Origin of the sequence: Pseudochrobactrum albidum (assembly GCF_051851455.1) — a bacterium.
Taxonomy (GTDB): domain Bacteria; phylum Pseudomonadota; class Alphaproteobacteria; order Rhizobiales; family Rhizobiaceae; genus Pseudochrobactrum.
Map to the genome: position 1 here is coordinate 1 of NZ_JBPVTR010000007.1, position 26,704 is coordinate 26,704.

The 26,704-nt window shown below is 50.0% G+C and carries 23 protein-coding genes and 1 tRNA gene; 16 read left to right on the forward strand and 8 right to left on the reverse strand.

Annotated features, from left to right (window positions below; all coding sequences use genetic code 11):
- Window positions 1-605 precede the first annotated feature (605 nt).
- Entirely contained in the window at window positions 606-746 is a 141-nt protein-coding gene (locus ACSTTO_RS00180) for a plasmid mobilization protein (protein WP_439271107.1), read from the forward strand.
- A gap of 200 nt (window positions 747-946) precedes the next feature.
- Here ACSTTO_RS00180 and ACSTTO_RS00185 read toward each other — a convergent pair whose 3' ends face one another.
- The gene (locus ACSTTO_RS00185; RefSeq protein WP_439271108.1) at window positions 947-1,411 is read right to left on the reverse strand and encodes a hypothetical protein; all 465 of its coding nucleotides are present in this window, start codon (window positions 1,409-1,411) and stop codon (window positions 947-949) included.
- An 836-nt stretch (window positions 1,412-2,247) separates the two neighbouring features.
- Window positions 2,248-2,337: transfer RNA gene (locus ACSTTO_RS00190), tRNA-Ser, on the reverse strand.
- A gap of 782 nt (window positions 2,338-3,119) precedes the next feature.
- Here ACSTTO_RS00190 and msrA point away from each other — a divergent pair.
- Together msrA and ACSTTO_RS00200 are read left to right on the forward strand one after the other, a co-directional pair.
- The gene (msrA, locus tag ACSTTO_RS00195; RefSeq protein ID WP_439271109.1) at window positions 3,120-3,761 is read left to right on the forward strand and encodes a peptide-methionine (S)-S-oxide reductase MsrA; all 642 of its coding nucleotides are present in this window, start codon (window positions 3,120-3,122) and stop codon (window positions 3,759-3,761) included.
- Between the two features lie 300 nt (window positions 3,762-4,061).
- Window positions 4,062-5,054 carry a BMP family lipoprotein gene (locus ACSTTO_RS00200; RefSeq protein WP_439271110.1) on the forward strand — a complete coding sequence of 331 codons (993 nt, stop codon included), beginning with the start codon at window positions 4,062-4,064 and terminating at the stop codon, window positions 5,052-5,054.
- Between the two features lie 75 nt (window positions 5,055-5,129).
- On the opposite strand, the gene ACSTTO_RS00205 is transcribed toward ACSTTO_RS00200, so the two are convergent.
- The gene (locus tag ACSTTO_RS00205; RefSeq protein ID WP_439271111.1) at window positions 5,130-5,342 is read right to left on the reverse strand and encodes a SlyX family protein; all 213 of its coding nucleotides are present in this window, start codon (window positions 5,340-5,342) and stop codon (window positions 5,130-5,132) included.
- A 420-nt stretch (window positions 5,343-5,762) separates the two neighbouring features.
- On the opposite strand from ACSTTO_RS00205, the gene ACSTTO_RS00210 reads away from it, so the two are divergent.
- The 7 genes from ACSTTO_RS00210 to deoA are packed head-to-tail and all read left to right on the forward strand — an operon-like array spanning window position 5,763 to window position 12,539.
- The gene (locus ACSTTO_RS00210) at window positions 5,763-7,313 is read left to right on the forward strand and encodes an ABC transporter ATP-binding protein (protein WP_439271127.1); all 1,551 of its coding nucleotides are present in this window, start codon (window positions 5,763-5,765) and stop codon (window positions 7,311-7,313) included.
- Window positions 7,313-7,870, forward strand: a complete 558-nt coding sequence (locus ACSTTO_RS00215; protein ID WP_439271112.1) for a cysteine hydrolase family protein — start codon at window positions 7,313-7,315, stop codon at window positions 7,868-7,870. Before ACSTTO_RS00210 ends, ACSTTO_RS00215 begins: the two co-directional genes overlap by 1 nt.
- Window positions 7,867-9,003, forward strand: coding sequence for an ABC transporter permease (locus ACSTTO_RS00220; protein ID WP_439271113.1), 1,137 nt, complete (start codon window positions 7,867-7,869; stop codon window positions 9,001-9,003). The genes ACSTTO_RS00215 and ACSTTO_RS00220 overlap by 4 nt, the downstream gene beginning before the upstream one ends.
- A gap of 5 nt (window positions 9,004-9,008) precedes the next feature.
- The gene (locus ACSTTO_RS00225) at window positions 9,009-9,980 is read left to right on the forward strand and encodes an ABC transporter permease (RefSeq protein ID WP_439271114.1); all 972 of its coding nucleotides are present in this window, start codon (window positions 9,009-9,011) and stop codon (window positions 9,978-9,980) included.
- Between the two features lie 21 nt (window positions 9,981-10,001).
- Complete coding sequence (locus ACSTTO_RS00230; protein WP_439271115.1) at window positions 10,002-10,394, forward strand: cytidine deaminase; 393 nt, start codon at window positions 10,002-10,004, stop codon at window positions 10,392-10,394.
- Between the two features lie 4 nt (window positions 10,395-10,398).
- Window positions 10,399-11,208 (forward strand): purine-nucleoside phosphorylase, encoded by an 810-nt coding sequence (locus tag ACSTTO_RS00235; protein WP_439271116.1) that lies wholly within the window; start codon window positions 10,399-10,401, stop codon window positions 11,206-11,208.
- A gap of 17 nt (window positions 11,209-11,225) precedes the next feature.
- A complete protein-coding gene (gene deoA / locus ACSTTO_RS00240; protein ID WP_439271117.1) occupies window positions 11,226-12,539 on the forward strand; it encodes a thymidine phosphorylase in 1,314 nt (437 codons plus the stop codon).
- Window positions 12,540-12,679: 140 nt separating this feature from the next.
- Here the strand turns inward: deoA and upp are convergent, their stop codons facing one another.
- The gene (gene upp / locus ACSTTO_RS00245) at window positions 12,680-13,306 is read right to left on the reverse strand and encodes a uracil phosphoribosyltransferase (RefSeq protein WP_439271118.1); all 627 of its coding nucleotides are present in this window, start codon (window positions 13,304-13,306) and stop codon (window positions 12,680-12,682) included.
- 410 nt (window positions 13,307-13,716) lie between these two features.
- On the opposite strand from upp, the gene ubiE reads away from it, so the two are divergent.
- The 5 genes from ubiE (at window position 13,717) to ACSTTO_RS00270 (ending at window position 21,038) form a co-directional block, all read left to right on the forward strand.
- Window positions 13,717-14,544 carry a bifunctional demethylmenaquinone methyltransferase/2-methoxy-6-polyprenyl-1,4-benzoquinol methylase UbiE gene (ubiE, locus tag ACSTTO_RS00250; protein ID WP_439271119.1) on the forward strand — a complete coding sequence of 276 codons (828 nt, stop codon included), beginning with the start codon at window positions 13,717-13,719 and terminating at the stop codon, window positions 14,542-14,544.
- Between the two features lie 76 nt (window positions 14,545-14,620).
- Window positions 14,621-16,189 (forward strand): 2-polyprenylphenol 6-hydroxylase, encoded by a 1,569-nt coding sequence (gene ubiB, locus ACSTTO_RS00255; protein ID WP_439271120.1) that lies wholly within the window; start codon window positions 14,621-14,623, stop codon window positions 16,187-16,189.
- Window positions 16,190-16,277: 88 nt separating this feature from the next.
- A complete protein-coding gene (coaBC, locus tag ACSTTO_RS00260) occupies window positions 16,278-17,666 on the forward strand; it encodes a bifunctional phosphopantothenoylcysteine decarboxylase/phosphopantothenate--cysteine ligase CoaBC (RefSeq protein WP_439271121.1) in 1,389 nt (462 codons plus the stop codon).
- A gap of 104 nt (window positions 17,667-17,770) precedes the next feature.
- Window positions 17,771-19,393, forward strand: coding sequence for an alpha,alpha-trehalase TreF (gene treF / locus ACSTTO_RS00265; RefSeq protein WP_439271122.1), 1,623 nt, complete (start codon window positions 17,771-17,773; stop codon window positions 19,391-19,393).
- A gap of 472 nt (window positions 19,394-19,865) precedes the next feature.
- Window positions 19,866-21,038, forward strand: coding sequence for an ammonium transporter (locus ACSTTO_RS00270; protein WP_439271128.1), 1,173 nt, complete (start codon window positions 19,866-19,868; stop codon window positions 21,036-21,038).
- Between the two features lie 172 nt (window positions 21,039-21,210).
- Here the strand turns inward: ACSTTO_RS00270 and ACSTTO_RS00275 are convergent, their stop codons facing one another.
- Window positions 21,211-22,800: a peptide chain release factor 3 gene (locus ACSTTO_RS00275; protein WP_439271123.1), complete on the reverse strand. Its 1,590-nt coding sequence runs from the start codon at window positions 22,798-22,800 to the stop codon at window positions 21,211-21,213.
- A gap of 133 nt (window positions 22,801-22,933) precedes the next feature.
- Window positions 22,934-23,503, reverse strand: coding sequence for an HdeD family acid-resistance protein (locus ACSTTO_RS00280; protein ID WP_439271124.1), 570 nt, complete (start codon window positions 23,501-23,503; stop codon window positions 22,934-22,936).
- 249 nt (window positions 23,504-23,752) lie between these two features.
- Here ACSTTO_RS00280 and cls point away from each other — a divergent pair, with 249 nt between their 5' ends.
- The gene (cls, locus tag ACSTTO_RS00285) at window positions 23,753-25,225 is read left to right on the forward strand and encodes a cardiolipin synthase (protein WP_439271125.1); all 1,473 of its coding nucleotides are present in this window, start codon (window positions 23,753-23,755) and stop codon (window positions 25,223-25,225) included.
- Here cls and ACSTTO_RS00290 read toward each other — a convergent pair.
- Window positions 25,220-26,083 carry an endonuclease/exonuclease/phosphatase family protein gene (locus ACSTTO_RS00290; RefSeq protein WP_439271126.1) on the reverse strand — a complete coding sequence of 288 codons (864 nt, stop codon included), beginning with the start codon at window positions 26,081-26,083 and terminating at the stop codon, window positions 25,220-25,222. The genes cls and ACSTTO_RS00290 overlap by 6 nt on opposite strands.
- 494 nt (window positions 26,084-26,577) lie before the next feature.
- On the reverse strand, window positions 26,578-26,704 hold a 127-nt coding region (locus tag ACSTTO_RS00295), incomplete at its 5' end, for a transposase (protein ID WP_439271086.1).

Consider the following 26,704-nt stretch of genomic DNA (forward strand, 5'->3'; position numbering starts at 1 on the left):
TAAGATGTGCTGCGGAAGAACACCGCTCGAGACAATGATCGACGGTAAAGCAATCTGGCAGGAAAAATTCCTGGGCTGAATTTAACCTGACAGACGCCACCACAAAACGGATAACTGTCAGATCAAGTCGGAACCTCTACAAATACACTTACTCCATAATGACAAAACTGACTTTACTGACAAAACTATCCAAAACGCCAAAAATTACCATTCATTTTGATAGGTCTTTGCTCAAATAGGTAAGTGCGGATTTATGTATGGGGTTTTGTCAGGCAGCCATGCACGAAGGATTTTCTGCGCAGTACGCGCACGCATACGAGGTAATTTACTGTCGGTATGCGAGTGAATTTGGTGAAATCTGATACTCATAAAAGAGTTTCGCAATCAATACGCGCGTACGCGCGAGGGAATTGCCGTCATTCTACGACGCAAAATTGTTGCACCTTTAGGCACTTATAATCCAGCATGATCTATTATGTTTCGCTATGATATAGCCTGATAATGTATTTAACTTATTGTATTTGCTTCATTAATTTTGTTTTGCGGTGCTGGCCGTGGTGTTCTTTGTTATAACAAATGAGGCTGTTATGCGCTCAGACGCTGCAATGCCAGATTATATTCGTATTCGCGTTTTTCCAGAAGAAAAACAGCACCTGAAAGAGGTTGCTCAAAAGCGCGGTATTTCTTTTTCTGAACTGATCCGCTCCAAAACTCTGCCAGTCAAGGGCTGTGAGGTGGCAGCATGAACCGGCCACTTACTCTGCAAGAACAAGAGTTAGTATTGAGGCAGTGAAGGCACCTAAAGCAATCTGCGTCCAATCCGTTGCATCTCCGGAATATCAGTGCAAGAGTCAAACCACACCGACAACCATCAATGCGTGCCGATACAGCCAGACATAATTCTGGTGGTCAATCTTCGGCTCGTTTGGGTGATGTTCGATTTGGTTTACGTAGCTCTAAATCCTCTGAAAACCCATATTGCGGCATATCCAATGATAAACAATATAATCGGTGGTAGTATAGTTATTAAAGCTGCGGACTGTATTGCCGCCCATCTTTTTTTAGATATTTCTCTGTCTCTTAGGTTAATTGCTTCTGTGTTTGCATTATAAAGCCTTAATTTAACATCTTCGTTAGAGAGGGAGGTCGGCATGTAAATCACAGTATTTTTGATGTTTTTGGCCTCGTATTTTTTAACCTTACCATTTGCTACTAATTGATCTAGGTCATATGTTTCAGATGAGTATTTATCAAATACGGTATTTTTATTTTCTCCTGCTAATATTGCATAGCCAGAGTAATAAGGAGAAATAACATCGTTCGATCTGATCAGGACACTTAAAACAACCCAAATGGATGATATTACAATCCAAAGTCTAAAAAGCCCCCTGCTCCATGTGATTTTATTCATATCATCAACTCTCTCAAAGGCTGCAGTCAAAAAACTTTACTAAAAGTTCTGGGAATGTCGAGAGCTTCACTCTCCGCCCTTTTTTCTTCATGAGATCTTCAAGGTAGTCTGTTTGACGCTCAATGGATTATATTATCCTGTGTATTTTAGAGCGGGAAATGGTAGCAGGGTGTAAGTTTGACGACCAAGCCCCTGTCGCTCAAGACAACAACACCGCCCTGCAAGGCGGTGCGTTTCTCACCAAAGATACAAGGACTGTCTAAGATGAATGCACTTATTAAAAACTATTCTGCGCCTCTTGTCTATAATGGGCACGAAATTACGGTTAGAGCTGTATGATACTCATTCGAGTTTGGTTTGCCCGTCAAATACTCAAGATAAGCGCAAGGATTCCATTCCGGATACTTCCAGAAGCCTCTGCTCCGTCCGATGAATGAAAATTGATGCTGAAAACAGCGGCGTATCAGTGTGAGTTTTGTCACCCCATAAAAACCAGCGCACCAAACATGCAACTTCCTGCATTGCAGGGTGCTCGATAACAGGCATTACTTTTTTGAGGAAGCCATAGCCAGAAAGGGTTCTGATATCACAATGTAGGAGAACCGGAATTTGCCGACACTATAAAGCTGCTCAAAATCAGTTTTGCCGGTTTTGTCGGGAAGGGGGTAGAGCAAAGTTTGAGGCAGCAGAGAAGGTAAGGGCATAGGCGGGTATGCGATAGTCATATTCCAGTGAGGTCTATAGAGTTCTAAAATGAATTGGGGGGAAATATTGGGGGAATAGATGTTTTGTTGTTTTGAGATTTACTGATAAATCAAAAACTTAAGTCTGATAACTGGCGGAGAGAGCGGGATTCGAACCCGCGATACGGTTCCCCGTATACACACTTTCCAGGCGTGCGCCTTCAACCACTCGGCCACCTCTCCATGCAGGATTGATATAAATATTATCAATCAAACGGCCTTTCTATAAACAGTGGTTGGCTGTTAAATGACCGTTGCGGCGCGGAATATAGCTATAAAAGCCATATGTTCAACCATTATTTCGCATTTGCCTGAATTCATACGGTTTTTTTGTGAAAAACTAAAATGATTTCACTGAAATTTGAAAGAGAAATTCATTTAAGATATTGAAATAATTTATTTTTTTGTTTTTCCTTATTGCGGGTTGAAATATCGGAATTATCTTTCAGAAAAAGCCCGGCCGGAACTTTTAACAGGGGGGATAGCCTGTGCAATCCGTTGAATAGCCCGAATCTCATGATAAACTGATAATGAATATTGCTGATTTTATGCCATATGATTGTATGAAATAATGTGAGGCTGCGGAATGAAATTATGCGCATATTGTTGAATTTTCTGGCGGTTTGTTCATTGGCGACCGGTTTGTTATTTGCAGTTTTTGATATTGCTCGTTCAATTGCTCTAAGCCGCTATACAATTTTGCCCTTGTCGGAAAATCTGCGCAATAATCTGCCGGAATATTTCTCTGCCCTGGCCGGTTTTATGCAAAACAATTTTGGACAAAATTTTTGGCAGCAATGGCTGCTTCCATTATTGCAACTGCCCGGTGCGCTGCTCTTTGTGATTATAAGTCTTGTATTTTTTGCAGCCGGCAGGCTCGGCCGCAATCAGCAAAAGCTCTGAGAAAATTGCCCGCCGCCATAAATACAGGTAAAATGAAAGCCGACCTTTAAAAGGAGCGTCAAATGTCCGGATATTATCCAGAACAAAAGCTGCGTTTGCCAAGCCGCGCAGAGGCGCTTGCCGGCCGTGAACAGGCTATTGCAACCGCAAAGACGCATTTTGTATCAGGAAGAGATTTGCATGAACCTTTTCCCCAAAATATGCGCAAAGTGCTGTTTGGTATGGGATGTTTCTGGGGTGTGGAGCGCCTGTTCTGGCAGGTTCCGGGTGTTTATGTGACGGCAGCCGGCTATAGCGGCGGTATCACTCCAAACCCGACCTATGAAGAAACCTGTACCGGCCTTACCGGCCATAATGAAGTTGTGCTGGTGGTTTATGACCCTGAAGAGGTGTCTTTTGCCGCTTTGCTGCAATTATTCTGGCAGGAGCATGATCCCACACAGGGTATGCGTCAGGGCAATGATATTGGCACGACCTATCGCTCCGGAATTTATGTTTATTCTGATGAGGATCTGCAAACAGCCCTGTGCAGTAAAGAAGCCTATCAGCAGGCGCTTGATGCGCGCGGTTTTGGAAAAATTACGACAGAAATTCTTAAAGCGTCAGAATTTTATTATGCAGAAGATTATCACCAGCAATATCTGGCTAAAAATCCGCAAGGTTATTGCGGATTGCGGGGAACCGGCGTTTCCTGCTTTATTTAAATATTGTTATTGATATTGGTAAAACGCTCTGTATCCTTTGTGAAAATGAAAAATGTGCAAGTCTATAAAATTAAGATGAAAAAATTTTTTGTACATGCCACATTAGGGCACGCTGGCGTTTTTTGAAAAGCTGAAGTGTTTCAAAGCGTCAATTTTTAATGTTCGGGGCGGGTGTCAATTTAAATCTGCCCGGGCATAAAGCTTAAGAGACTTTGAATTGCGGCTCCTATTTAATAATCGACCGCAAACCGGTGATAACAGTGTCGCGCAGAAGACTGCGCAAGCGGAGGATAAGTGATAATGAAGCGTATTGTTACAGGCCTGCTGGCCGCGACATTGAGTGTTTCTGCAGCCTATGCGGCAGAATTGAAGCCGGCTGTCGTTTATGATTTTGGCGGCAAATTTGACAAGTCTTTCAATGAAGCTGCCTATAATGGCGCTGCAAAATACAAAGCCGATCATGGCACCAATTACCGTGAATTTGAAATTCAGAATGATGCGCAACGTGAGCAGGCGCTGCGTAAATTTGCGCAGGACGGTAATTCGCCGGTGGTTATTGCCGGTTTTTCCGCAGTGTCTGCCATTGAGAAAGTTGCCAAGGAATTTCCGGACACGCAGTTTGTAATTATCGATGCTGTTGTTGAGGCGCCAAATGTGCGTTCGGTTGTTTTCAAGGAAGAAGAGGGAAGCTATCTGGTTGGCATGCTGGCGGCGATGGCTTCAAAAACCGGCACTGTGAGCTTTGTTGGCGGTATGGATGTGCCGCTGATCCGGCGTTTTTATTGCGGTTATGCAGGGGGTGCAAAGGCAGGCAAGGCTGGCACAAAGGTTTTGCAGAACTGGACTGGTGATACACCTGCGGCCTGGAATGATCCGGCAAAGGGCAGTGAGATTGCAAAAGCACAGATTGATCAGGGATCTGATGTGATTTATCACGCGGCAGGCGGTACCGGCATCGGCGTTTTACAGGCTGCGGCAGATGCCGGCAAACTTGGTATCGGGGTTGATTCAAACCAGAATGGTTTGCATCCGGGCCATGTTTTGACCTCGATGGTAAAGGGTGTGGATACTGCTGTCTACAAGGCTTTTGAAGATGTGGCAGCGGGCAAGTTTACTGCCGGTATTGTGCAGATGGGGCTTAAAGAAAACGGTGTCAGCTATGCGATGGATGAAAATAACGAAAAGCTGATTACACCGGAAATGAAAGCCGCAGTGGAAGCTGCAAAAGCCGATATTATCTCCGGTAAGCTCAAGGTGCATGACTACACGACTGATAATAAATGCCCGTATTGATTCTGTAAAATGACATGCATTGAGATATAAAAAATTTCTTCCGGCAGGGCGGCATTATGCTGCCCTGTTTTGTTTTTACCAGTGCGGCGGTCTGGTCACTGTGATTTCCGGTGCCGTCTGCTCCTCCAGTTCCAGAAATCTGTCTGTGAGTGCATTGAGTTTTTTATTAAGGGCAGTTATCAGCTTCCATTGTCCGGTAATTTCACCAGACAAGTCTTCGATTATTTTTTCCTGCTCTGCATAGCGGATTTCCAGCTCTGTAATCCGGTCGCATAAATTTTCAGCCATAATTTCCTCTTCCGGAATTTCTAAATCACATCAATAATATATGCATGTATTATTATAAAAAATACCCTTTGACTCATGAACTGTTTATCTCAAAAACAATATGATAAAGCGAAAAAACAGGCAGGTAGTAGTATGTTTTTGCATATGAATAGCACCCCAACTGCCTTATAAACAGGAATATGCGGCGGCAGAGAATGCTCCGTATAAAAAAACGCGCAGCGGGCACTTTAATAACCTGTTTGTTACATTACAGACACGCAAAATAGGCACGCAAACCGTTTCACAGTTTTGGCACTCTGTGCACTGGTGGTTTACATATAGTTTTATCCCATAGCATATAGTGCTTAACTTGCACCGGAATCAGTGATGCCTTTGGCAGAATATTCCGGCACCGTGATGACGATGAGAACGGATGGGATGATGGCGCAGCCTGCACTTGAACTGAGTGGTATTGATAAGCGTTTCGGCGCGGTGCATGCAAACCGCGCTATCGATCTGAAGATCGAAAAAGGAACCATTCACGGGATTATCGGGGAAAATGGCGCCGGTAAATCGACATTAATGTCGATTATTTACGGGTTCTATCAGCCGGATAAAGGTACGATCAAGGTGAATGGGCAACAGGTGCATATTGCCAATCCTGATGCGGCAATTGCCGCCGGCATTGGTATGGTGCATCAGCATTTTATGCTGGTGGATAATTTTACCGTGCTTGAAAATGTGATGCTCGGCGCTGAGGGGGCACCGCTTTTATCCGCAGGCATTGCGAAAGCCCGTGAACAGTTAAAGGCGCTGGAAAAAGAATATGCGCTGGATGTTGATCCTGATGCGGTCGTGGAAGATCTGGCCGTTGGCCTGCAGCAGCGCGTGGAAATTCTGAAAGCCCTTTATCGCGGTGCTGAAATTTTGATTCTGGATGAGCCGACCGGTGTCTTGACCCCGTCTGAGGCTGACCATCTGTTCCGGATTTTGCGCCAGCTTAAAGAACAGGGCAAAACTATTGTGCTGATCACCCATAAGTTGCGCGAGATTATGGCGGTGACCGATAATGTTTCTGTGATGCGTCAGGGGGCAATGGTTGCCACCCGCAAAACCGCAGAGGCAAGTGTTGAGGAACTGGCTGAGCTGATGGTTGGCCGGCGTGTGCTGTTACGGGTGAACAAGCAGGCCGCCAAGCCGGGGGCGCCGGTTTTGCAGGTTAAAAATCTGGTGGTGCGCAACGGGCAGAAAACAACCGTGGTGGACAGGGTTTCTTTTGATGTGCGTGCGGGTGAAATTGTGGGCATTGCCGGTGTGGCAGGCAATGGGCAATCTGAACTGATTGAGGTGATTGCCGGTATCCGCAGGGCGGAAAGCGGCGTGGTAATGCTCAATAATTTGCCGGTCAATGTGACTGGCAATGCTCATCCGGCAGAATTGCGCCGCCGAGGCCTTGCCCATGTGCCGGAAGACCGCCACCATATGGGGCTGGTTCTGGCCTATGAGGAATATGAAAATTCCATTCTTGGCTATCATGATGATCCGCGCTATCTCAAAGGGCCGTTTCTTAATATTGAGGCAATCTTGCAGGATGCGCAGGGTAAAATTGCACAATATGATATTCGTCCGGCTGATCCGCGGCTGAAAACCGCGAATTTTTCCGGTGGTAATCAGCAAAAAATTGTGCTGGCGCGTGAGATGGAACGTGACCCCGATGTTTTGATTGTGGCACAACCAACCCGTGGTGTGGATGTGGGCGCGATCGAATTTATTCATAAGCGCATTATTGAAATGCGCGATGCCGGTAAGGCGGTTTTGCTGGTTTCGGTTGAACTGGATGAAATCCGCTCATTGTCTGATCGCATTCTGGTGATGTTTGCCGGATGTGTGGTCGGAGAATGCGGGCCGGAGGCCAGTGAGGGCGAAATCGGCTTGTTGATGGCTGGTATCCGGAATGACAGTAACAGGGCGAGCGGGAAGGATCTGCATTGATGATCAGCTCAACACCGGCATTGCTTATCATTGATATGCAAAAGGCAATTGACGATCCGAAATGGGGGCAACGCGGCCAGCCGCAAACAGAGGCGAATCTGCAGCGCCTGTTGCAGGCCTGGCGCGCGCGGCGTTTGCCGGTTGTGCATATTCGCCATGATTCCACCGATCCGCAATCGCCTTATCGTGCAGGCACTGAGGGCAATGCATTTAAAACAGAAGTTGAGCCGCAGCCCGGTGAGCCGGTGGTGGATAAGCGCACTAATAATGCATTTATCGGTACAGATCTGATGGATGTGCTGGATGAATTGCAAATTCGCACCCTGGTGATTGGCGGGGTGCTTCTGGAAAATTCTGTTGATGCAACAGTGCGGATGGCTGCCAATCTTGGTTTTGAGGTTATTCTGCCGCAAGATGCGGTGGCAAGCACAGAACGCACGGATTTGCGTGGCAAGACATGGCGCGCAGAAGATGTGCATGCGCTGACATTGGCTGTGCTGCAGGGTGAATATGCGCAGATAAAAACCACTGAAGCTGTAATCGGGATGTTGCCATGAGCCAGCCTTTTGCAAAATTACCGCGTTGGGTGGATTATGGCCTGATCCCGGCGCTCAATCTGATTGTGGCGTTTCTTGTGGCAGGGCTTGTTGTGCTGCTGGTTGGCGAGAACCCGCTGGATGCCGCCTTATTGATGATTAAAGGTGCCTTCGGCTCTGGTGAGGGCATTGGTTATACATTGTTTTATGCCACCAATTTTATTTTTGCCGGCCTTGCGGTTGCCGTGGCTTTCCATTGCGGGCTGTTTAATATTGGCGGTGAGGGGCAGGCCTATATTGGCGGGCTTGGCGTGGCGCTGGTTTGTCTGTGGCTTGATGCATCCATGCCATGGTGGGTGACCATGATTGCAGCCTTGATTGGCGGTGCCGTTTTGGGAGCGCTCTGGGCTCTGATACCGGCATGGCTATTGGCAAAGCGCGGCTCGCATATTGTGATTACCACTATTATGTTTAATTTCATTGCTGCCAGCCTGATGGTTTATCTGATCATCAATTTTATCAAGCCGGCCGGTGTTATGGCTCCGGAAAGCCGCGGCTTTTTATCCGGCGGCCAATTGCCAAAACTTGACTGGCTGCTCAACCTGTTCGGTATGGAAATGCGCTCGGCACCGCTCAATATCAGCTTTTTGCTGGCTTTGCTGGCCTGCTATCTGGTGTGGCTTTTGATCTGGCGCACAAAAATCGGCTATGAAATCCGCACTATGGGATATAGCCCGCGTGCGGCTGAATATGCCGGCATCAACCCCTCACGCACTGTTATTATCACTATGCTGATTTCCGGTGCGCTGGCCGGTATGATGGCGCTCAATCCGGTGATGGGGGCGCAATATCGCCTGCAGCTTGATTTTGTGGCCGGCGCCGGTTTTGTCGGTATTGCCGTGGCGCTGATGGGGCGCTCCCATCCGGCAGGTATTATTCCGGCGGCGGTTCTGTTTGGCATGCTCTATCAGGGGGGGGCGGAAATCGCGTTTGATATGCCCAATATTTCCCGCGATATGATTGTAATCATTCAGGGGCTGGTCATCTTGTTTGCCGGTGCCCTGGAGCATATGTTTCGTCCGGCTTTTCAGCGGCTGTTTATGCGCCTTGCAGCTCATCGCGCTCATGCGCCGGTTGCCAGGGCAGGGGAGTAGGCATCATGGAAACCTATGTTATGCTTATTCAGCTTCTGGATTCCACATTGCGCCTTTCCGTGCCATTGTTGTTTGCTTGTCTCGCGGGGCTCTATTCAGAGCGTGCGGGCATTGTTGATATCGGCCTTGAGGGTAAAATGCTGGCGGGCAGTTTTGCTGCCGCCACAATTGCGGCAATCAGCGGCTCGGCTCTGGCCGGTCTTGGTGCGGCATTGCTGGTTTCGGTTCTGCTTGGTCTGGTGCATGGTTTTGCATCAATCACCCATCGCGGCAATCAGATTGTTTCCGGTCTTGCAATTAATTTTATTGCTGCGGGCACCACGATTATTCTGGGGCAGGCGTGGTTCGGGCAGGGCGGGCGTACGCCTTCCCTGCCAAACAGCGCGCGTTTTACAGCCATTGATTTGCCGGGCACAGAGGCGCTGAAAGATGTGCCGGTTATCGGTTATCTTTATGGTGAGCTGCTCTCGGGTCATTCCATTCTGGTTTATCTGGCCTTTTTGATGGTGCCGCTGACATGGTGGGTGCTTTATCGCACGCGCTTTGGTTTGCGCCTGCGTGCTGTGGGCGAAAATCCGGCTGCAGTTGATACGGCCGGTATTTCCGTGTCCTTTCTGCGTTACCGGGCAGTGATTATTTGCGGCCTTCTTTGCGGTTTTGCCGGTGCCTATCTTGCCACGGCGCAAGGTGCAGGTTTTGTAAAAGATATGACTGCAGGCAAGGGCTATATTGCGCTGGCCGCGCTGATTTTTGCCAAATGGCGTCCGGTATCGGCCATGTATGCCTGTTTGCTGTTTGGCTTTCTGGATGCGCTTAGCATCCGCCTGCAGGGGCAGACACTGCCGATTATCGGTGATGTGCCTGTGCAGTTTATGCAGGCATTGCCTTATATTCTGACAGTGATTTTGCTGGCAGGCTTTATCGGCAAGGCAACCCCGCCCAAAGCGGGGGGAATTCCTTATGTGAAAGAACGGTGAAAACAGACGGGAGGGGCTGATATGGCTCGGGACTTATTTGATGCGGCTTTTGCTGCCATGCAGAAATGCCATGCCCCTTACTCAAAATTTCCTGTCGGGGCGGCCTTGCGCACCAAAGACGGGCGGATTTATTCCGGTTGCAATATTGAGGTGATCTCCTTTCCTGAAGGGTGGTGTGCTGAAACCACCATGCTGTCGCATTATGTGATGGGAGGCGGCGGCGAAATTGCCGAAATTCTGGTTATGGCTGAAAAACTGGAGAAATGTTCGCCCTGCGGTGGTTGCCGCCAGCGTCTGGCGGAATTTGCCGGTGCCGATGTGCCGCTGCATTTGTGTGATCATTCCGGCATTGTGCAGACTGTAACCATGCGTGAATTGCTGCCATTCAGTTTTCAGACTGATGTGATCGGATGAGATTATGACCGAAGCCGCCCTGATTTTGCGCCAGCGTCTTAACGAGACCTTTGCCGGAGAAATATTGAAAACAGCCATTATTTTAGGCTCCGGCCTTGGCGGGCTGGTTGGCGAGCTTAATGATCCGGTGCATATTCGTTATTCCGATTTGCCGGCTTTTCCCAAAAGCGGTGTGAGCGGCCATGCGGGAGAGGTGGTGGTTGGCCGGTTATCAGGCCGGCTGGTTATGGTGCTGGCAGGGCGCGCGCATTATTATGAGCGGGGCGATGCAGCCGCCATGCGCCCGGTGCTGGAGACCTTGAAGGCACTGGGGCTTGAAACGCTGATCCTGACCAATGCTGCCGGTTCTGTGCTGCAGGATATGAAACCTGGCAGTGTGATGCTGATTGATGATCACATTAATTATTCCGGTATGAACCCGTTGATTGGTGAACATACGGATGCGCGTTTTACCGGTATGACAGCGGCCTATGATGCGGAACTTAAACAGGCTTTTCGCAATGCGGCACATGCAGCAGGGGAGACACTGTTTGAAGGTGTCTATATGTGGTTTTCCGGCCCGTCTTTTGAAACGCCGGCTGAAATTCGTATGGCGCGTATTCTCGGTGCTGATGCGGTGGGCATGTCTACTGTGCCGGAAGTTATCTTGGCACGTTTTCTGGGGCTGCGTGTGGCGGCCTGTTCGGTTATCACCAATTATGGTGCAGGGATGAGCGGTGCCGAGCTCTCCCATGATGAGACCAAGACCATGGCGCCTCTGGGCGGGCAGAAACTGCAAAACATCATCAAAATACTGATTGGTGAAATTGGCTGATTTCAGAGAGGGGTGCCATGCTGCCGCAGGAGATTATTCGGGCAAAACGTGATGGTCAGGTTTTAAGTGCTCAGGCGATTGAGGCATTTGTGCGCGGTATAACCGATGGCAGCGTGAGTGAGGGGCAGATTGCGGCCTTTGGCATGGCGGTTTATTTTAATGGTATGCACCGCGATGAGGCCGTGGCACTGACCAGAGCTATGCAAAATTCCGGTGATGTGTTGCAATGGCGTGATCTTGACGGGCCTGTGGTGGATAAGCATTCCACCGGCGGTGTCGGTGATAATGTATCGCTGATGCTTGCGCCGCTTGTTGCTTCTTGCGGTGCCTATGTGCCGATGATCTCCGGACGCGGCCTTGGCCATACCGGCGGCACGCTGGATAAGATGGATGCGATTCCCGGCTATCAAAGCTACCCCGATAAAGCCTTGTTTGATAAGGTTGTGCGAGCGTGCGGCTGTGCCATTATCGGGCCGACCGGTGACCTTGCGCCTGCGGATAAGCGTTTTTATGCGGTGCGTGATGTGACGGCGACAGTGGAATCCATTCCGCTGATTACAGCCTCTATTCTCTCTAAAAAACTGGCTTCCGGCATTGGCGGGCTTGTGCTGGATGTTAAAACCGGCAGCGGTGCTTTTATGGCCTCATTTGAGGGGGCGCAGGCTTTGGCGCAAAGTCTGGTGCAGGTTGCCAATGGTGCGGGATTGCCAACCAGTGCGCTGATAAGCGATATGAATGAGCCATTGGCAAATTGTGCCGGTAATGCATTGGAAGTGCGCAATGCCGTTGATTTTTTGACCAATGCACACCATCAGCCGCGCCTTGCCGAAGTGGTGCTGAATTTGGCCGCTCATATGCTGGTTACAGCGGGGCTGGCGCAAACGGTTGCTGATGGTTTGGCAAAGGCAGAAGCAGCCCTGAAGAGCGGATATGCGGCTGAAAAATTCGGCCATATGGTGCAAGGTCTTGGCGGGCCGCAAGACTTTATTGAAAAGGCTTCTTGTTATTTGCCGCAGGCGGGGCTTCAGGTGCCTGTATATGCCGGGGGCAGTGGTTATTTGCATGCTATTGATACACGCATTATCGGCATGAGTGTGGTGACGCTTGGCGGCGGACGCCTGCGCCCGCAGGACAGAATTGATCCCGCTGTTGGCATTTCTGACATTATGCCGCTTGGCACTGAGGTGAAGGCCGGAGATGTGCTGGCCGTTGTGCATGCGCAGACGCAGGATAAAGCTGAAATGGCAAGGCAAATGGTGCAACAGGCCATGCAGCTTGATGACAGGGCTCCACCCTCGCATCCGGTAATTTATGAAATGGTAACTGCATAATAAAACGGCGCTTTAAACGCCGTTTTATCCGATTGGCGCAATTACCGGTGCAGGCCGCAGAGCTGTTCGTTTCGCTGTTTGTGCCGTATATACGGTCACTTTTTTAGTTATTTGGTGCCGTACATACGGTCACTTTTTAATTATTTGGTGCCGTACATACGGTCACCGGCATCCCCGAGTCCCGGAACAATATAACCATCCTCATTCAGTTTTTCATCAATGGCCGCCGTATAAATCGGCACATCCGGATGCGCTTTTGCAAAATGCTCAATCCCCTCCGGCGCCGCCAGCAGACAGAGGAAACGGATATTGCTTGCACCGCGCTCTTTCAATTTGGTAATCGCCTCAACTGCTGAATTGCCGGTTGCCAGCATCGGATCAACCACAATAATCAGGCGATTGACGATATCTTCCGGCGCTTTGAAATAATATTCCACCGGCTGCAAAGTCTTATGGTCGCGATAAAGGCCGATATGGGCAACACGCGCTGCAGGCACCAGATCCAGCATACCTTCCAAAAGGCCGTTGCCTGCCCGCAGAATTGACGCAAATACCAGTTTTTTACCATCAAGAATCGGTGATTCCATAGGCATGATCGGCGTTTCGATCATGGTTGTCGTGAGATCAAGATCACGGGTCACTTCGTAGCAAAGCAGAAGGGAAATTTCTTTCAGCAGCCGCCGGAAACTGGCGGTTGAGGTTTCTTTCATGCGCATGATGGTGAGCTTGTGCTGGACAAGCGGATGATCAATAACCGTGATGCTCATAATATCCCGCTGCTTTCAAAATTATTTTTCACATTATTAGCCGAAGCCGGTAAGTTTTCCAGAGCTGATTAGGCTAAAATGCTGGCAGGGAAAAGCAGAGACATGCAAATTTATTTTGTTTTATACAATTCTCTGATGATGAGGGGTGATCAGGCAGATGAATGAATGCTGTTACACAAAAACGTGATGCTCTGATTATGCAGGGAGAATCATTTTGATACGGGCATTGGCACGTAATTTTTGTTAAGTGATATCAAACTTTGCCGTATTTGCTTGTATCATCGCGTTCAGGCTTTATATGCTATAGGCAAGATATTTCATCAGTTTCAGGGTCTGGCAATTCTGTTGGGCGGCTCTGAACAGTGCCCTGATCCTGATAGGGCTATCAGGCGGGCAGGACAGGATAAATTATGAGCCAGCAAAATGAAAAATCCGGGCAAGACCATGAAGCTGATCGCAGCCGCGTTGGCGCCCATGGCGGTATGGAAAATTCTTTTGGCTTTAAAAAAGTCGATGAGGAGAGCAAGCAGGGTCTGGTGAATGAGGTTTTTCACAGTGTTGCCAAGCGTTACGATGTGATGAATGACCTGATGTCTGCCGGTTTGCACCGCGCATGGAAAGACGCAATGGTTGCCTGGCTCGCACCGCCAAAAATCCCGTCACATATTCAGAACTGGCGCTCGCTCGATGTGGCCGGGGGCACCGGTGATATTGCTTTTCGTATTGTTGAGGCTTCAGACCGGCAGGCGCATACGACCGTGCTGGATATTAACGGCTCCATGCTGGCGGTGGGGCAGGAGCGTGCAGCGAAAAAAGGCTTGCTCGATAATGTGGATTTTGTCGAGGCTAATGCTGAAAAACTACCCTTTGACGATAATTCCTTTGATGCCTATACGATTGCTTTCGGTATCCGCAATGTGCCCCATATTGACCGGGCGCTGGAGGAGGCTTTCCGCGTGCTGAAGCCGGGCGGCCGGTTTCTCTGCCTTGAATTTTCTGAAGTGGAAATGCCGCTGCTCGACAGGATTTATGATCAATGGTCTTTCCATGCTATTCCGGCTATCGGCAAAATGGTGACGGGGGATGCGGATTCTTATAAATATCTGGTTGAATCAATCCGCAAATTTCCGAAACAGCAGGATTTTGCCAATATGATCACTGCTGCCGGCTTTTCCCGCGTGACATGGCGCAATTTTACCGGTGGTATTGCCTGCCTGCATTCCGGCTGGAAAATCTGATTATTGTTTCTCTGCGCAGTGAAAAGCCGGCCTACGGACGTGTTTTTCACAATGCGCACTGTAGGATGAGTGAGTTATGAGCCGCATTGCCGCAAGTTTCCGACTGCTCCATGCCGGATGGGTCATGACCCGTGAAGGTGTGATCAGCGCCCTGCCGGCGGAGGGTTTGAGCGGTTTGCCCGCATTTGCGCATCGTGTGGCATCGGCGCTGGCGCGCAAACGCTCACGCGATACGGCGCGTTCCGAGCGCATGTCGCGGGCGATGAACCGGCTCGGGCCATCTTATGTCAAGCTTGGCCAGTTTCTGGCCACGCGTCCGGATGTTGTGGGCAAGGATGTGGCCGATGATCTGCAGCTTTTGCAGGATCGTATGGATTTTTTTGCCCAGGATGAGGCTATCCGCACGGTAGAAGGCTCGCTTGGCCGCAAGATTGATGATCTTTATACGCAATTTGATGCGCCGATTGCAGCTGCCTCCATGGCGCAGGTGCATCCGGCAAGGGTGGATGGCGGCCGCAAGGTGGCAGTTAAGGTTATCCGCCCCGGGGTGCGCCAGCGTTTTGCGCAGGATCTTGAAGGTTTCTTCATGGTGGCGCGCCTGCAGGAGCGTTTTGTGCCGGTCACACGGCGTTTGCGTCCGGTTATGGTGGCGCAGACATTGGCGCAGACCACGCGTATTGAGATGGATCTGCGGCTTGAAGCGGCTGCATTGTCTGAAATTGCCGAGAATATCAAGGAAGATGAGGGGTTTCGTGTGCCTGCCGTGGATTGGGAGCGCACGGGGCGTGATGTTTTGACGCTGGAATGGATTGACGGCATAAAAATGTCGGATGTGGAGGGGTTGCGTGCTGCCGGTTTTGACTTGCAGAAACTGGCACGCACATTGATCCAGTCCTTTTTGCGTCATACTTTGCGGGATGGTTTTTTTCATGCCGATATGCATCCCGGCAATTTGTTTGTTGATCCGAAAGGCACAATCGTTGCGGTGGATTTTGGCATTACCGGCCGTCTCAACAAGCAGCAGCGCCGTTTTCTGGCAGAGATTCTCTATGGTTTTATCACGCGTGATTATATGCGTGTGGCTGAGGTGCATTTTGAAGCAGGCTATGTGCCGCATACCCATGATGTGGCAAGTTTTGCGCAAGCCATTCGCGCAATTGGCGAGCCTATTCACGGCCAGCCTGCCGAAACTATTTCAATGGCGAAGTTGCTGACCTTGTTGTTTGAAGTGACTGAACTGTTTGATATGGAAACACGGCCTGAGCTGATCATGCTGCAAAAAACCATGGTTGTGGTGGAGGGCGTATCGCGCACACTGGATCCGCATTTTAATATGTGGAAATCGGCAGAACCGGTTGTAGGTGGCTGGATCCGTAAAAATCTGGGGCCGGCCGGAATTGCCGCAGATGCCAGGGAAAGCGGCATGGCGCTGTTGCATTTACTGCGCCAAGCGCCGGAACTCACCAAGCGCTTTGAGCGGATTTCCTGCGAGCTGGATGATATGGCGGTGAAAGGTTTGCGTTTTGATGATGCAATGGCTGCGGCTATTGGCAAGGCTGAAGCAAGGCATACGCGCTCTGGCCGTGTGGCCTTGATGGTGATTGCAGGCTGCTTCGTGGCGCTGACGGTGAAGCTGTTATTTTGAAATGATAGCATTGATTGCATAAATGATTGCAATTAGAGGCGAAAAAGCGGTATTCTGCAGGGAATATCGCTTTTTTATTGGAAAAAAGATGGCCAGTATAACGATCCGCAATCTTGATGAAGATGTTAAGCAGGCGCTGCGCCGTCAGGCTGCAGCCAATGGCCGCTCGATGGAGGAGGAAGCGCGGATTGTGCTTGCAGGTTTTGCGCAGCCGGTTGCGGCTGCGCTGCCGCCGGCATCTGTACCTGTTGCGCAAAGCCTTGAGGGCAAGCGTATCCTGCTGATTATCGGTGGCGGCATTGCGGCTTATAAAGTGCTGGATCTTATCCGCCGTTTAAAAGAGCGTGGTGCGCAGGTGCGGCCGGTGATGACGCAGGCCGCGCAGGCTTTTATTACGCCTTTATCGGTTGGCGCGCTGGCTGCTGATCATGTTTATACGGAGTTGTTCTCGCGTGAGGATGAGCAGGATGTTGGTCATATCAGGCTGGTGCGTGATGCTGATATGATTGTGGTGGCGCCAGCTACGGCTGATCGTATGGCGCAAATAGCGGCAGGCCTTGGCGGTGATCTGGCGGCGGCTATATTGCTGGCGCGCAAAGTTCCGCTCTTGCTGGCGCCGGCAATGAATCCGGCTATGTGGAGCAATCCCGCCACACAGCGCAATGTTAAAACCCTGTATCAGGACGGCGTGCATTTTATCGGCCCTGAATGTGGCGAGATGGCTGAAAAAGGCGAGGCCGGAACCGGGCGTATGAGTGAGCCCTTACAGATTGTGGCAAAGATTGAGCAATTGCTGCAGCCGCTGCAGCCTTTGCCTTTGGCGGGAAAAAAGATCATCATCACTTCCGGCCCGACCCATGAGCCGATTGATCCGGTGCGTTATATTGCCAACCGCTCTTCGGGCAAACAGGGGCATGCCATTGCGGCTGCCCTTGCACGCCTTGGCGCTGATGTGCGGCTGGTGGCAGGGCCGGTAAGCCTGCCTGATCCGCAAGGTGTTGCAACAATTCATGTAGAGACGGCGCGGCAGATGCGTGATGCTGTGGAGGCGCAATTGCCGGCTGATGCGGCAGTGATGGTGGCGGCCGTTGCTGATTGGCGCACGGCCAGTGCGGCGGATCAAAAGATCAAGAAGCAGCCTGGTGAGGCGGCGCCTTCTTTGCAGATGGTGGAAAATCCGGATATTCTGGCAATGATTGGCCATCATGCACAACGCCCGCCGCTGGTGGTTGGCTTTGCGGCTGAAACACAGAATATTGTCGAAAATGCCCGCAAAAAACTTGATAAAAAAGGTGCGGACTGGCTTGTTGCCAATAATGTGAGCTTCTCTGATGATGGGGCGAGCGTGATGGGCGGTGAGCATAATCAGGTGCTGTTAGTTAGCCGTGATGGTGTGGATGAATGGCCGCTTTTGGGCAAGGATGAAGTGGCGCAAAGGCTTGCTGAAAAAATTGCCGTATGGCTGGCTGCTGTCTAATCTGTAAATCCGCCACTTTTTAATTGGGATTTTGCACGGTGCTGTCTGCTGTTTAACTGTGTCCGGGAGAGGGCTTGTTTCAGCCTTCTAACGGGAGGATGGTGATGGGCAGCGTGCGATATTGTATCTTGTTATGGGGCTTTGCGGCATTAATGGTTATGAGCGGGTTTGCAAGGGCTCAGGATGTGAAGGCGCAGAATATCAAAGCCACGCCGCAGGAATTATATGGCGCGTTATTTATTGCCGTGCAGGAGCAGCATCTGTTTGCAGATTCCAAAACCTTTGCCGATGCGGTTGCAACAAAGCCTGTGCCGGAAATTATGAAAGCCTATGAATTGGAAGCAAAGCTGAGCGGTTTTGATCTTAAAAGCTTCATAACCCGCTATTTTCGTTTTGAGGCTGCGCCTGCCAGCAGTTATAAGACCGGCAAGGAAGATATTTGCACACATATCCGTAATCTCTGGCCGGTGCTGACACGAAAACCGGATGATGTGCCTGCCGGTTCTTCGCTTCTGCCTTTGAAATATCCTTATATTGTGCCGGGCGGGCGCTTTCGCGAGATTTATTACTGGGACAGCTATTTTACCATGCTGGGGTTGCGCTATAGCGGCAAGAAAAAGCTGATGCGTTTTATGGTGCAGAATTTTGCCGATCTTATTGCGCGTTATGGCCATGTTCCCAATGGCAATCGCAGTTATTATTTAAGCCGCTCCCAGCCGCCATTTTTTGCGCTGATGGTTGATCTTCTGGCGCAGGAAGAGGGGAATAAAGTTTATCAGGAGTTTCTGCCGGCCTTGCGGCAGGAATATGATTTCTGGATGGACGGGGCAGAACAGCTGGCGGAAGGGCAGGTGTACCGGCGGGTTGTAAGGATGGGGGACGGTTCGCTTTTGAATCGGTATTTTTCAGATTCCGCCCTGCCGCGCGATGAATCCTGGCGCGAGGATGTGGCAACTGCCGCCCGCAGCGCACGTAATGCTTATGATGTTTACCGTAATTTACGCGCGGCGGCAGAAAGCGGCTGGGACTTCTCATCCCGCTGGCTGGAAAACCCGCAGGATCTGGCCACAATCCGCACATTGGATATTGTGCCGGTTGATCTGAACAGTTTGCTTTATCATCTGGAACAGGTGTTGATGCATGCCTATGTGCTTGACGGCGACAACCGCTCTGCGGAGATTTTTCAGGCACGCAGTGAAGCGCGCAAACAGGCAATTAATGATTATCTCTGGAATGATAATATTGGCAGTTTTTCAGATTATATTATTTCAAAGCACCAGTTATCACCGCTTGTTACGGCGGCAGGGTTTTTTCCGCTGTTTTTCTCTTTGGCCGATGAGGTTCAGGCCGGGCGCGTTGCTGCGACTGCAAGAAAGCATTTGCTGAAAAATGGCGGATTACTCACCACAACGGTGGAGACCGGCCAGCAATGGGATGCTCCTAATGTCTGGGCGCCGTTGCAATGGATTGCAGTGAAAGGGCTTGAAAATTATGGAAAAGATATGCTGGCGGGGCAGATTGCCCGTAACTGGACCGATACGGTTTTGAGCAATTACCGGCATAGCGGCGCATTAAAGGAAAAATACACAGCCTATCAAAGAACGGCCAATGCCGGCGGCGGTGAATATCCCAATCAGGACGGGTTTGGCTGGACTAACGGGGTGTTTCTGGCTCTGATTAATGTGATGCCGCATCTTCCGGCTGGTGCAGCCTGCAATTTGCGGTAATTTGCTTAAAAAATATGCATCTTTACAATGGTCGCCTAATTTTTATGCATGTTGATTTTGTATTGAAATACTATTTAAAAACAAACAGTTAGAGTGGTTCAGCATATTTTGTAAAATACCGGATTAATGTGAACAGCAAGGGGATATTTTTGCTGATCGTGTGAAATATATGCAATATTTGAGAATAATTTTATTTAAAATCAATGATTTAATTTATATAAATTGATATTTGGCGCTATTGCTGAAGTTTTGGCATGAAAATTGCTTCTCTTTTTGTTGGATAAAAGGAAGTTTGCTTTTGCAGGCTTTGCGGCAGATAGGGGAGATTTTGATGCGACTTTTCAGAAAACCCAATTATTTATTGCGCTACGGTTTATGCGTATCGGCTTTATTGGCTGTTACAGCATGTTTGCCGGTAACTGCGGCCTATGCGCAGGCGCCTGCAACGCCTGACAGCGGTGATACGGCATGGATGTTGACCTCCACATTGCTGGTATTGCTGATGACTATTCCCGGGGTGGCGCTGTTTTATGGCGGGATGGTGCGCGGCAAAAATGTGCTGGCAACGGCTATGCAGAGTTTTGCCATAGCCTGTGTTGCATCCGTTCTCTGGATGGTGGCTGGCTATTCGCTGGCTTTTAGCGATGGCGGCAGTGCCAATGCCTATATAGGCGGTTTATCCAAGGCCTTTTTTGCCGGAGTGACGCCGGCTTCACTGACCGGAACTATTCCCGAATATGTATTTATTACTTTTCAGATGACTTTTGCGATTATTACGCCGGCACTGATCACCGGTGCCTTTGCAGAGCGTATGAAATTTTCAGCATTGCTGATTTTTACCGTTTTATGGCTGCTGATTGTCTATGTGCCGGTGGCGCATTGGGTGTGGGGCGGCGGTTTTCTTGGTGGTGATGGCGTGCTGGACTTTGCCGGCGGCACGGTGGTGCATATTAATTCCGGTATTGCCGGCCTTGTTGTGGCACTGATGCTTGGCAAGCGTGAGGGCTATGGCCAGTTGAATATGGCACCGCATAATCTGGTCTATTCATTGATTGGCGCTTCGCTGTTATGGGTGGGCTGGTTTGGTTTCAATGCCGGCTCTGCCGGTGCTGCCAATGGTATTGCAGCTATTGCCATGGTGAATACGCAGATTGCAGCAGCGGCTGCCGCCTTGAGCTGGATGATTGCAGAATGGCTGATTGCTAAGCGCCCGAGTGTGCTGGGGGTTATCTCCGGTGCTGTGGCGGGGCTTGTGGGCATTACGCCTGCTGCAGGTTTTGTCAATCCGGCAGGTGCCTTGATTATCGGTCTAGTCACTGGTCTTGGCTGCTATTTTGCTGCGGTTAAACTCAAGCACTGGCTTGGTTATGATGACAGTCTTGATGCCTTTGGCGTGCATGGCATGGGCGGTATTATCGGCGCCTTGCTGACCGGGCTTCTGGCTGATGCGGCGGTTAACCAGGCCGGCGAGGGGGCAACAGTGCTGAAACAGCTTTATGGCGCGGTGATAACCATGCTCTATACAGCATTGATGACTGCCCTGATCGTGATGATTATCAAGGCATTTATGGGTTTGCGTGTTTCCAAAGCCACAGAGATAGAAGGGCTTGATATCAACCTGCACGGCGAGACAGTGCATTCATGAAATAACAGTTCAGCCGCAGAGGGGCTGCCGCGTAACCGGCGCTGTGAGAGCAGCCGCAGAAGATGACAACAGCCAACCGGTTGCGCGGAATTTTTAACAGGCCTCCCGAAAAGATTTCGGGAGGTTTCTTGTTATTTATCCTGTATTTATTCCGTTTATATGCTGCTTTAGCTTATTTGCCGGTATCGCGGATCTGGTAGTCCTTGATATCTGTGAATTTGATCGCTTTCCAGCGTTCAGCCTCATAATTGAGCGAGAAACTATTGGGTGCCATAAACACAGGGTCACCATCCAGATCATGAGCAATATCTGCCCGATGTGCAGCGATAAAGCGGTTGAGCTCTGCCGGATCATCAGCCGAAATCCAGCGACAGAGGCTGAAACGTGATGTTTCAAAACCGACCGGCAGGGAATATTCGATTTTAAGACGCTCGGTAAGCACATCAATTTGCAGCGCACCGACCACACCGACAATAGCCGGTGAGCCGTCATCTGGAAGAAATAATTGCACCACGCCTTCTTCTGCCATTTGCCGCAGGGCTTCGCGCAGTTTTTTGGCTTTCATTGCATCATCAAGGCGCACACGGCGCAAAATTTCCGGTGCGAAATTGGGCACACCGCGAAACAGCAGGTCTTCCCCTTCAGTCAATGTATCGCCAATACGCAAAGTTCCGTGATTGGGAATACCCACAACATCACCGGCAAAAGCCTCATCGGCAATCTGGCGTGAGCGGGCAAAAAAGAATTGTGGTGCAGAAAGGCTCAATGGTTTGCCGGTGCGCACCAGCTTGGTTTTCATCCCGCGGGAAAGTTTGCCCGAACATACGCGCAGAAATGCAATGCGGTCGCGGTGGTTTGGATCCATATTCGCCTGAATCTTGAACACAAAACCGGTCATTTTTGCTTCATCGGCTTCAACGCGGCGGGTGTCTGCCTCTTGTGCACGCGGGCTTGGGCCATAATCGCAGAATGCTTCAATCAAATCGCGTACGCCGTATTTTTTCAGTGCAGAGCCGAAATAAACCGGCGTGAGATGGCCTTCCCGGAAGGATTGCAGGTCAAATTCACGGCATACGCCGCGCGCCATTTCCACGCTTTCAATAAAATTTTCACGCTCATTTTCGGGCAGCAAGCCGGCTGCCCGCGCATCATCAGGCCCGCTTACAGGGGTGGGTTGTTCCTGAGTATCCTGCCGGCGGATGGTGTTATTGTGCAGGTCATAGGTGCCGGCAAAGCTTTTTCCGGAGCCGATAGGCCAGGTGACCGGCGCGGTGTCCAGCGCCAGTTTTTCTTCAATTTCATCAAGAATTTCAAACGGGTCGCGGGCTTCACGATCCATCTTATTGATAAAGGTGACAATCGGGATATCACGCATACGGCAAACTTCAAACAGTTTCAGTGTGCGCGGCTCAATACCCTTTGCAGCATCAATCACCATTACGGCACTGTCGACGGCAGTGAGTGTGCGGTAGGTATCATCGGCAAAATCTTCGTGGCCTGGCGTATCAAGCAGGTTGAAGATACAATCTTTATATTCAAACGTCATAACCGAGGTGACAACGGAAATGCCGCGGTCGCGTTCAATATTCATCCAGTCGGAACGGGTCTGGATACGATCCTTTTTCGCCTTCACCTCACCGGCAAGCTGGATTGCGCCGCCAAAGAGCAGCAATTTTTCAGTCAGCGTGGTTTTACCGGCATCCGGATGCGCGATGATCGCAAATGTACGACGGCGCGAGGCGGGAGAATTCTGATCAGACATAAAAGGCTCGGATTATATGTGAAACGAAACAGGTGCTGCCTTCTAGCAGTATCGCCGCGATTGGTCGACCTGAAATGCAACAGGGTGTTTCCGGCTTTTAACCGCAAACACCCTGTATGATAAAGAGGGAATATCAGCCGCGGATTGTTTTGAGGCCAAAGCCGAGGGAGATCATCGCCCAGCCCTGAAAAACCAGATCAATAGCCAGAAACATGCCCAGTACCCACAGGCTGTTCACCGGCCATCTCATGGCGATAACAAGCCCTGCAAGTGCCGTGATAAGCCCGCCGCACAATACCCATCCCCAGCCTTTGACATTGCGGCTTTGAAAGGCAACCCACATGCGAAACAGGCCGGAACCAACCAGAGCCGCAGCAATGAAGAAAGTGAAAATTGCAGATGCAAGCAGCGGGTTGAGAAAAGTGAGCACACCTGCTGCGGCATAAAGCAGGCCGCTGAGCATCCAGAAAAGGAAGCTCTTCCATGTCTGCACGCTGAATGCATGAATGATCTGCACAAGACCGGCAAGCAGAATGGTGATGCCTACATAATAAACAGAAGCGACAGTTGCAAAAACCAGATTGCCGAAAGCAATGCCGCCAAGCATCAGCATGATGATGCCCAGAATAATAAACCAGCCCCATTTGCCGGATAATGCGCCAAGCGCCTGTGCGGGCATTTTAAGACCTGATGGTGAGGACATATTTTTACTCCGTGTAAGGCATTTTACAAAACATTATCCGCTACAAACCGCGATTTGCCAAAAGAAGGCTTCAGCGGCAGTGATTTTTTATAAATATAGTAAAATACTGCGCTGAAAAACACAGTTTCTGCTTATATTTTCCGCATATTAAGAATGAAAATATATATCTGAATTTTCTCCGGAAAAGATAATAAGGCCGGTCTGTAATTTCTTTTGCCAAAGGCGGGGCATTGCTGATAATTTGCCCGCATGTTTAATGTTCTGATTTCCTATTGGCCGCTTTACTGGCCGCATATTCTGCTTGGTTTATCTCTGGTTGTTGGCGCGATTGCTGCCGTGCATGCTGCTATGACCAAAGATGAAGTGCGCGCGGCGCTCGGTTGGGTTGGTGTGATCATGCTGTCTCCCATTGTCGGGGCGCTGGTCTATGCGATTGCCGGGGTAAACCGGATGCGGCGTTCTTCGCTGCGCTCGCAACGTGCGGGCATGTCGGATATCGAATTATATCATCTGTCACATTATGATGCTTCGCCGGATGAAGTGCGCACTGTCAGTGGCCGAAATTTTATTGCGATGAAGCGTCTTGGTGATGTTGTCAGCCGCTGTAATCTGACTTCCGGTAACAGCCTGACCGTTTTGCAAAGCGGTGATATTGCCTATGCAGCCATGCTGAAAGCCATTCGTGAGGCGCAGCGCAGTGTGCTGCTGGAGACCTATATTTTTGATAATGACCGGATTGGCCGGCAATTTGTGGCGGCATTGGGTGATGCTGTCAAACGCGGCGTGCAGGTGCGTGTGCTGGTGGATGCGGTGGGGGCGCGCTATTCCACGCCAAGCATTGTGGGTGTGCTGCGCCATGTTAATGTGCGGGTTGAGGTGTTTAATGGCAAGCTTATCATGGGGTTGCGCCTGCCTTATGCCAATTTGCGCACGCACCGCAAAATGCTGATTATTGACGGTGCACTTGCTTTTACCGGCGGTATGAATATCCGTGAGGCATTTACAACAGAATTTGCGCAGGAGCATGCGGCACAGGATACGCATTTTCAGCTTACAGGGCCTGTGGTGACAGATCTGTTTCATACAGCCTCAGAAGACTGGCGCTTTACAACCGATGAGTTGCTGGAGGGGGATGCATGGGCGATATCCCCGCCAAAACAGGCGGCGGGCGAGGGGCTTTTGGTGCGCGCCGTACCATCAGGCCCGGATAAAAGCCTTGAAACCAATCATAAAATTATGATGGGGGCTTTTTCAGTGGCAGAGAAGCATATTCGTATCATGTCGCCATATTTTTTGCCGGATCGTGAATTTATCAGCGCGCTGGTAACAGCGGCACGGCGCGGTGTGATGGTGGATATTGTGGTGCCGGCACAGAATAATCTTGTGCTGGTGGATATGGCGATGACTGCCCAGTTTGATCAGCTGCTCAAAGATGGCTGTCGTATCTGGCGCTCTAAAGGCGCTTTTAACCACTCCAAATTGATGTGCGTGGATGATGTATGGGCTTATGCCGGTTCCAGTAATCTTGATCCGCGTTCCTTGCGGCTGAATTTTGAGATTGATCTGGAAATCTATGACCGGCCAACAGCCGAAGCCATAGCAAAACGCATTGATAAGCATGTGGCAACAGGCACGCTTGTCAATCTGGCAGATCTTAAGCGCAGGCCGTTTTTCCGCCGGCTGATTGAGCGCATTGTCTGGCTTGGTTCACCTTATCTATAGAGCTTTTATGCGCATGGGCTGATTTACAGGCATCATGCGCTCTTCGGCCGGATCAAGCGCCTTGAGATTAAGATGCGCCTTGATCGGCAGGTGGTCTGAGGCAATACGCGACAGGGGGGTGTTGTGCACTTCAACAGAAGTGACCAGCTTTTGCGGATGGCTGAGGATGCGATCAAGCGCCAACACCGGAAAGCGCGAGGGAAAACTTGGTACTGCTCCGGCAGCAAGGTTAAAAACCGGCTGCAATGTGGCCAGCGAAGAGCCTTTGCCCACACGCCATTCGTTAAGATCACCGATCAGGATTGTCGGGCGCTCTTTATCTTCCCTTACCATGGAGAGCAGGGTTTCAGCCTGACGGGAGCGGGAATGTTTTAACAGGCCGAAATGAGCCGCAATGACACGAAGCGGCCCCTCATCAAGATCAATATCCGCAATAACAGCACCGCGCGGTTCAACACCTGGCAAATTTACCTGATGAATATTGCGCACCAATCCTTGCCGGATAAGCAGAAGATTGCCATGCCAGCCATGGCCGCTTGGCGACATGGTTTGAATTGGCACTGGCAATAGACCACAGTTTCTTTCCAGTTCCTGCAGGTTGAGCAGCCCGCTTCTTTCACCAAAGCGTTTATCAGCCTCTTGAATGGCAACAATATCGGCATTGAGCTCAGCAATTACCTGTGCTGTGCGATCAGGATTGAATTTTTTATCAATACCGATGCATTTGTGAACATTATATGAGGCAATGACTGTATCGCCATGCGGATTATTATCGCTTAAAGGACGGTGTCCGCGCCGGTTGCGTATGGCTTTGAGGACAGTCTGCGGTAATTTTCTGTCATGCAGTTTTTTACGCAAGCGTCTATCCTTGTTGCTGCTGATTTATCCATGATAGCGGTTTTGTGCCGCATATGCACAGATATAATATAAGATGAAAGCGCTGTGCAGCAATATATGCCGGAAATTGATTGCCGAAAATGAACCTGAAGATGATGGGGTGAAATTTGCCTCGTGGCCTGCCCCCCCCCCCCACACACACGGGGTGATCCGTTCGAAATGTTTATGCATGCTCGGCCTGCTGGCCAGGATCGCCGTTTTGCTATTGATCCCCGTCAATTCCGCCGCTGAACGAGCTGTGATACTTGCGCAAAAATATTTCAAAAGCTCAAGTTGCGTACTTCTCGAGAGTTTGCCTCGCCGCCCTGCTCTAATCATCTGACAAAAACAGCCCTTTTCAGCTATCGATGTCAGCCTCTTTATAAAACGTTGAATTACCGATGCCGTACCCACGGCAGATATTCTTCGCTAGCATACCGGCTTCTTTTAAAATCACCGCGATCTAAGCTCAGGACTCATTGATTTAGCCAGAAGATGACGGTTGCAGCGATGCAGATGGCGGAGAAGAAGGTGTGCGCGCATCGGTCGTAGCGAGTATGGATGCGTCGCCAGTCTTTGAGTTTTCCGAACATATTCTCAATT

Coding starts and splice junctions, on each gene's coding strand:
- deoA (WP_439271117.1), top strand. CDS start 11,226: ATGCTGCCGCAGGAGATTATTCGGGCAAAACGTGATGGTCAGGTTTTA.
- msrA (WP_439271109.1), top strand. CDS start 3,120: ATGTCCGGATATTATCCAGAACAAAAGCTGCGTTTGCCAAGCCGCGCA.
- ACSTTO_RS00185 (WP_439271108.1), bottom strand. CDS start 1,411: ATGAATAAAATCACATGGAGCAGGGGGCTTTTTAGACTTTGGATTGTA.
- ubiB (WP_439271120.1), top strand. CDS start 14,621: ATGAGCCGCATTGCCGCAAGTTTCCGACTGCTCCATGCCGGATGGGTC.
- ACSTTO_RS00230 (WP_439271115.1), top strand. CDS start 10,002: ATGGCTCGGGACTTATTTGATGCGGCTTTTGCTGCCATGCAGAAATGC.
- cls (WP_439271125.1), top strand. CDS start 23,753: ATGTTTAATGTTCTGATTTCCTATTGGCCGCTTTACTGGCCGCATATT.
- ACSTTO_RS00210 (WP_439271127.1), top strand. CDS start 5,763: ATGGCGCAGCCTGCACTTGAACTGAGTGGTATTGATAAGCGTTTCGGC.
- ACSTTO_RS00225 (WP_439271114.1), top strand. CDS start 9,009: ATGGAAACCTATGTTATGCTTATTCAGCTTCTGGATTCCACATTGCGC.
- ACSTTO_RS00275 (WP_439271123.1), bottom strand. CDS start 22,800: ATGTCTGATCAGAATTCTCCCGCCTCGCGCCGTCGTACATTTGCGATC.
- ubiE (WP_439271119.1), top strand. CDS start 13,717: ATGAGCCAGCAAAATGAAAAATCCGGGCAAGACCATGAAGCTGATCGC.
- ACSTTO_RS00280 (WP_439271124.1), bottom strand. CDS start 23,503: ATGTCCTCACCATCAGGTCTTAAAATGCCCGCACAGGCGCTTGGCGCA.
- ACSTTO_RS00205 (WP_439271111.1), bottom strand. CDS start 5,342: ATGGCTGAAAATTTATGCGACCGGATTACAGAGCTGGAAATCCGCTAT.
- ACSTTO_RS00200 (WP_439271110.1), top strand. CDS start 4,062: ATGAAGCGTATTGTTACAGGCCTGCTGGCCGCGACATTGAGTGTTTCT.
- ACSTTO_RS00215 (WP_439271112.1), top strand. CDS start 7,313: ATGATCAGCTCAACACCGGCATTGCTTATCATTGATATGCAAAAGGCA.
- ACSTTO_RS00270 (WP_439271128.1), top strand. CDS start 19,866: ATGTTGACCTCCACATTGCTGGTATTGCTGATGACTATTCCCGGGGTG.
- upp (WP_439271118.1), bottom strand. CDS start 13,306: ATGAGCATCACGGTTATTGATCATCCGCTTGTCCAGCACAAGCTCACC.
- treF (WP_439271122.1), top strand. CDS start 17,771: ATGGGCAGCGTGCGATATTGTATCTTGTTATGGGGCTTTGCGGCATTA.
- coaBC (WP_439271121.1), top strand. CDS start 16,278: ATGGCCAGTATAACGATCCGCAATCTTGATGAAGATGTTAAGCAGGCG.
- ACSTTO_RS00235 (WP_439271116.1), top strand. CDS start 10,399: ATGACCGAAGCCGCCCTGATTTTGCGCCAGCGTCTTAACGAGACCTTT.
- ACSTTO_RS00180 (WP_439271107.1), top strand. CDS start 606: ATGCCAGATTATATTCGTATTCGCGTTTTTCCAGAAGAAAAACAGCAC.
- ACSTTO_RS00220 (WP_439271113.1), top strand. CDS start 7,867: ATGAGCCAGCCTTTTGCAAAATTACCGCGTTGGGTGGATTATGGCCTG.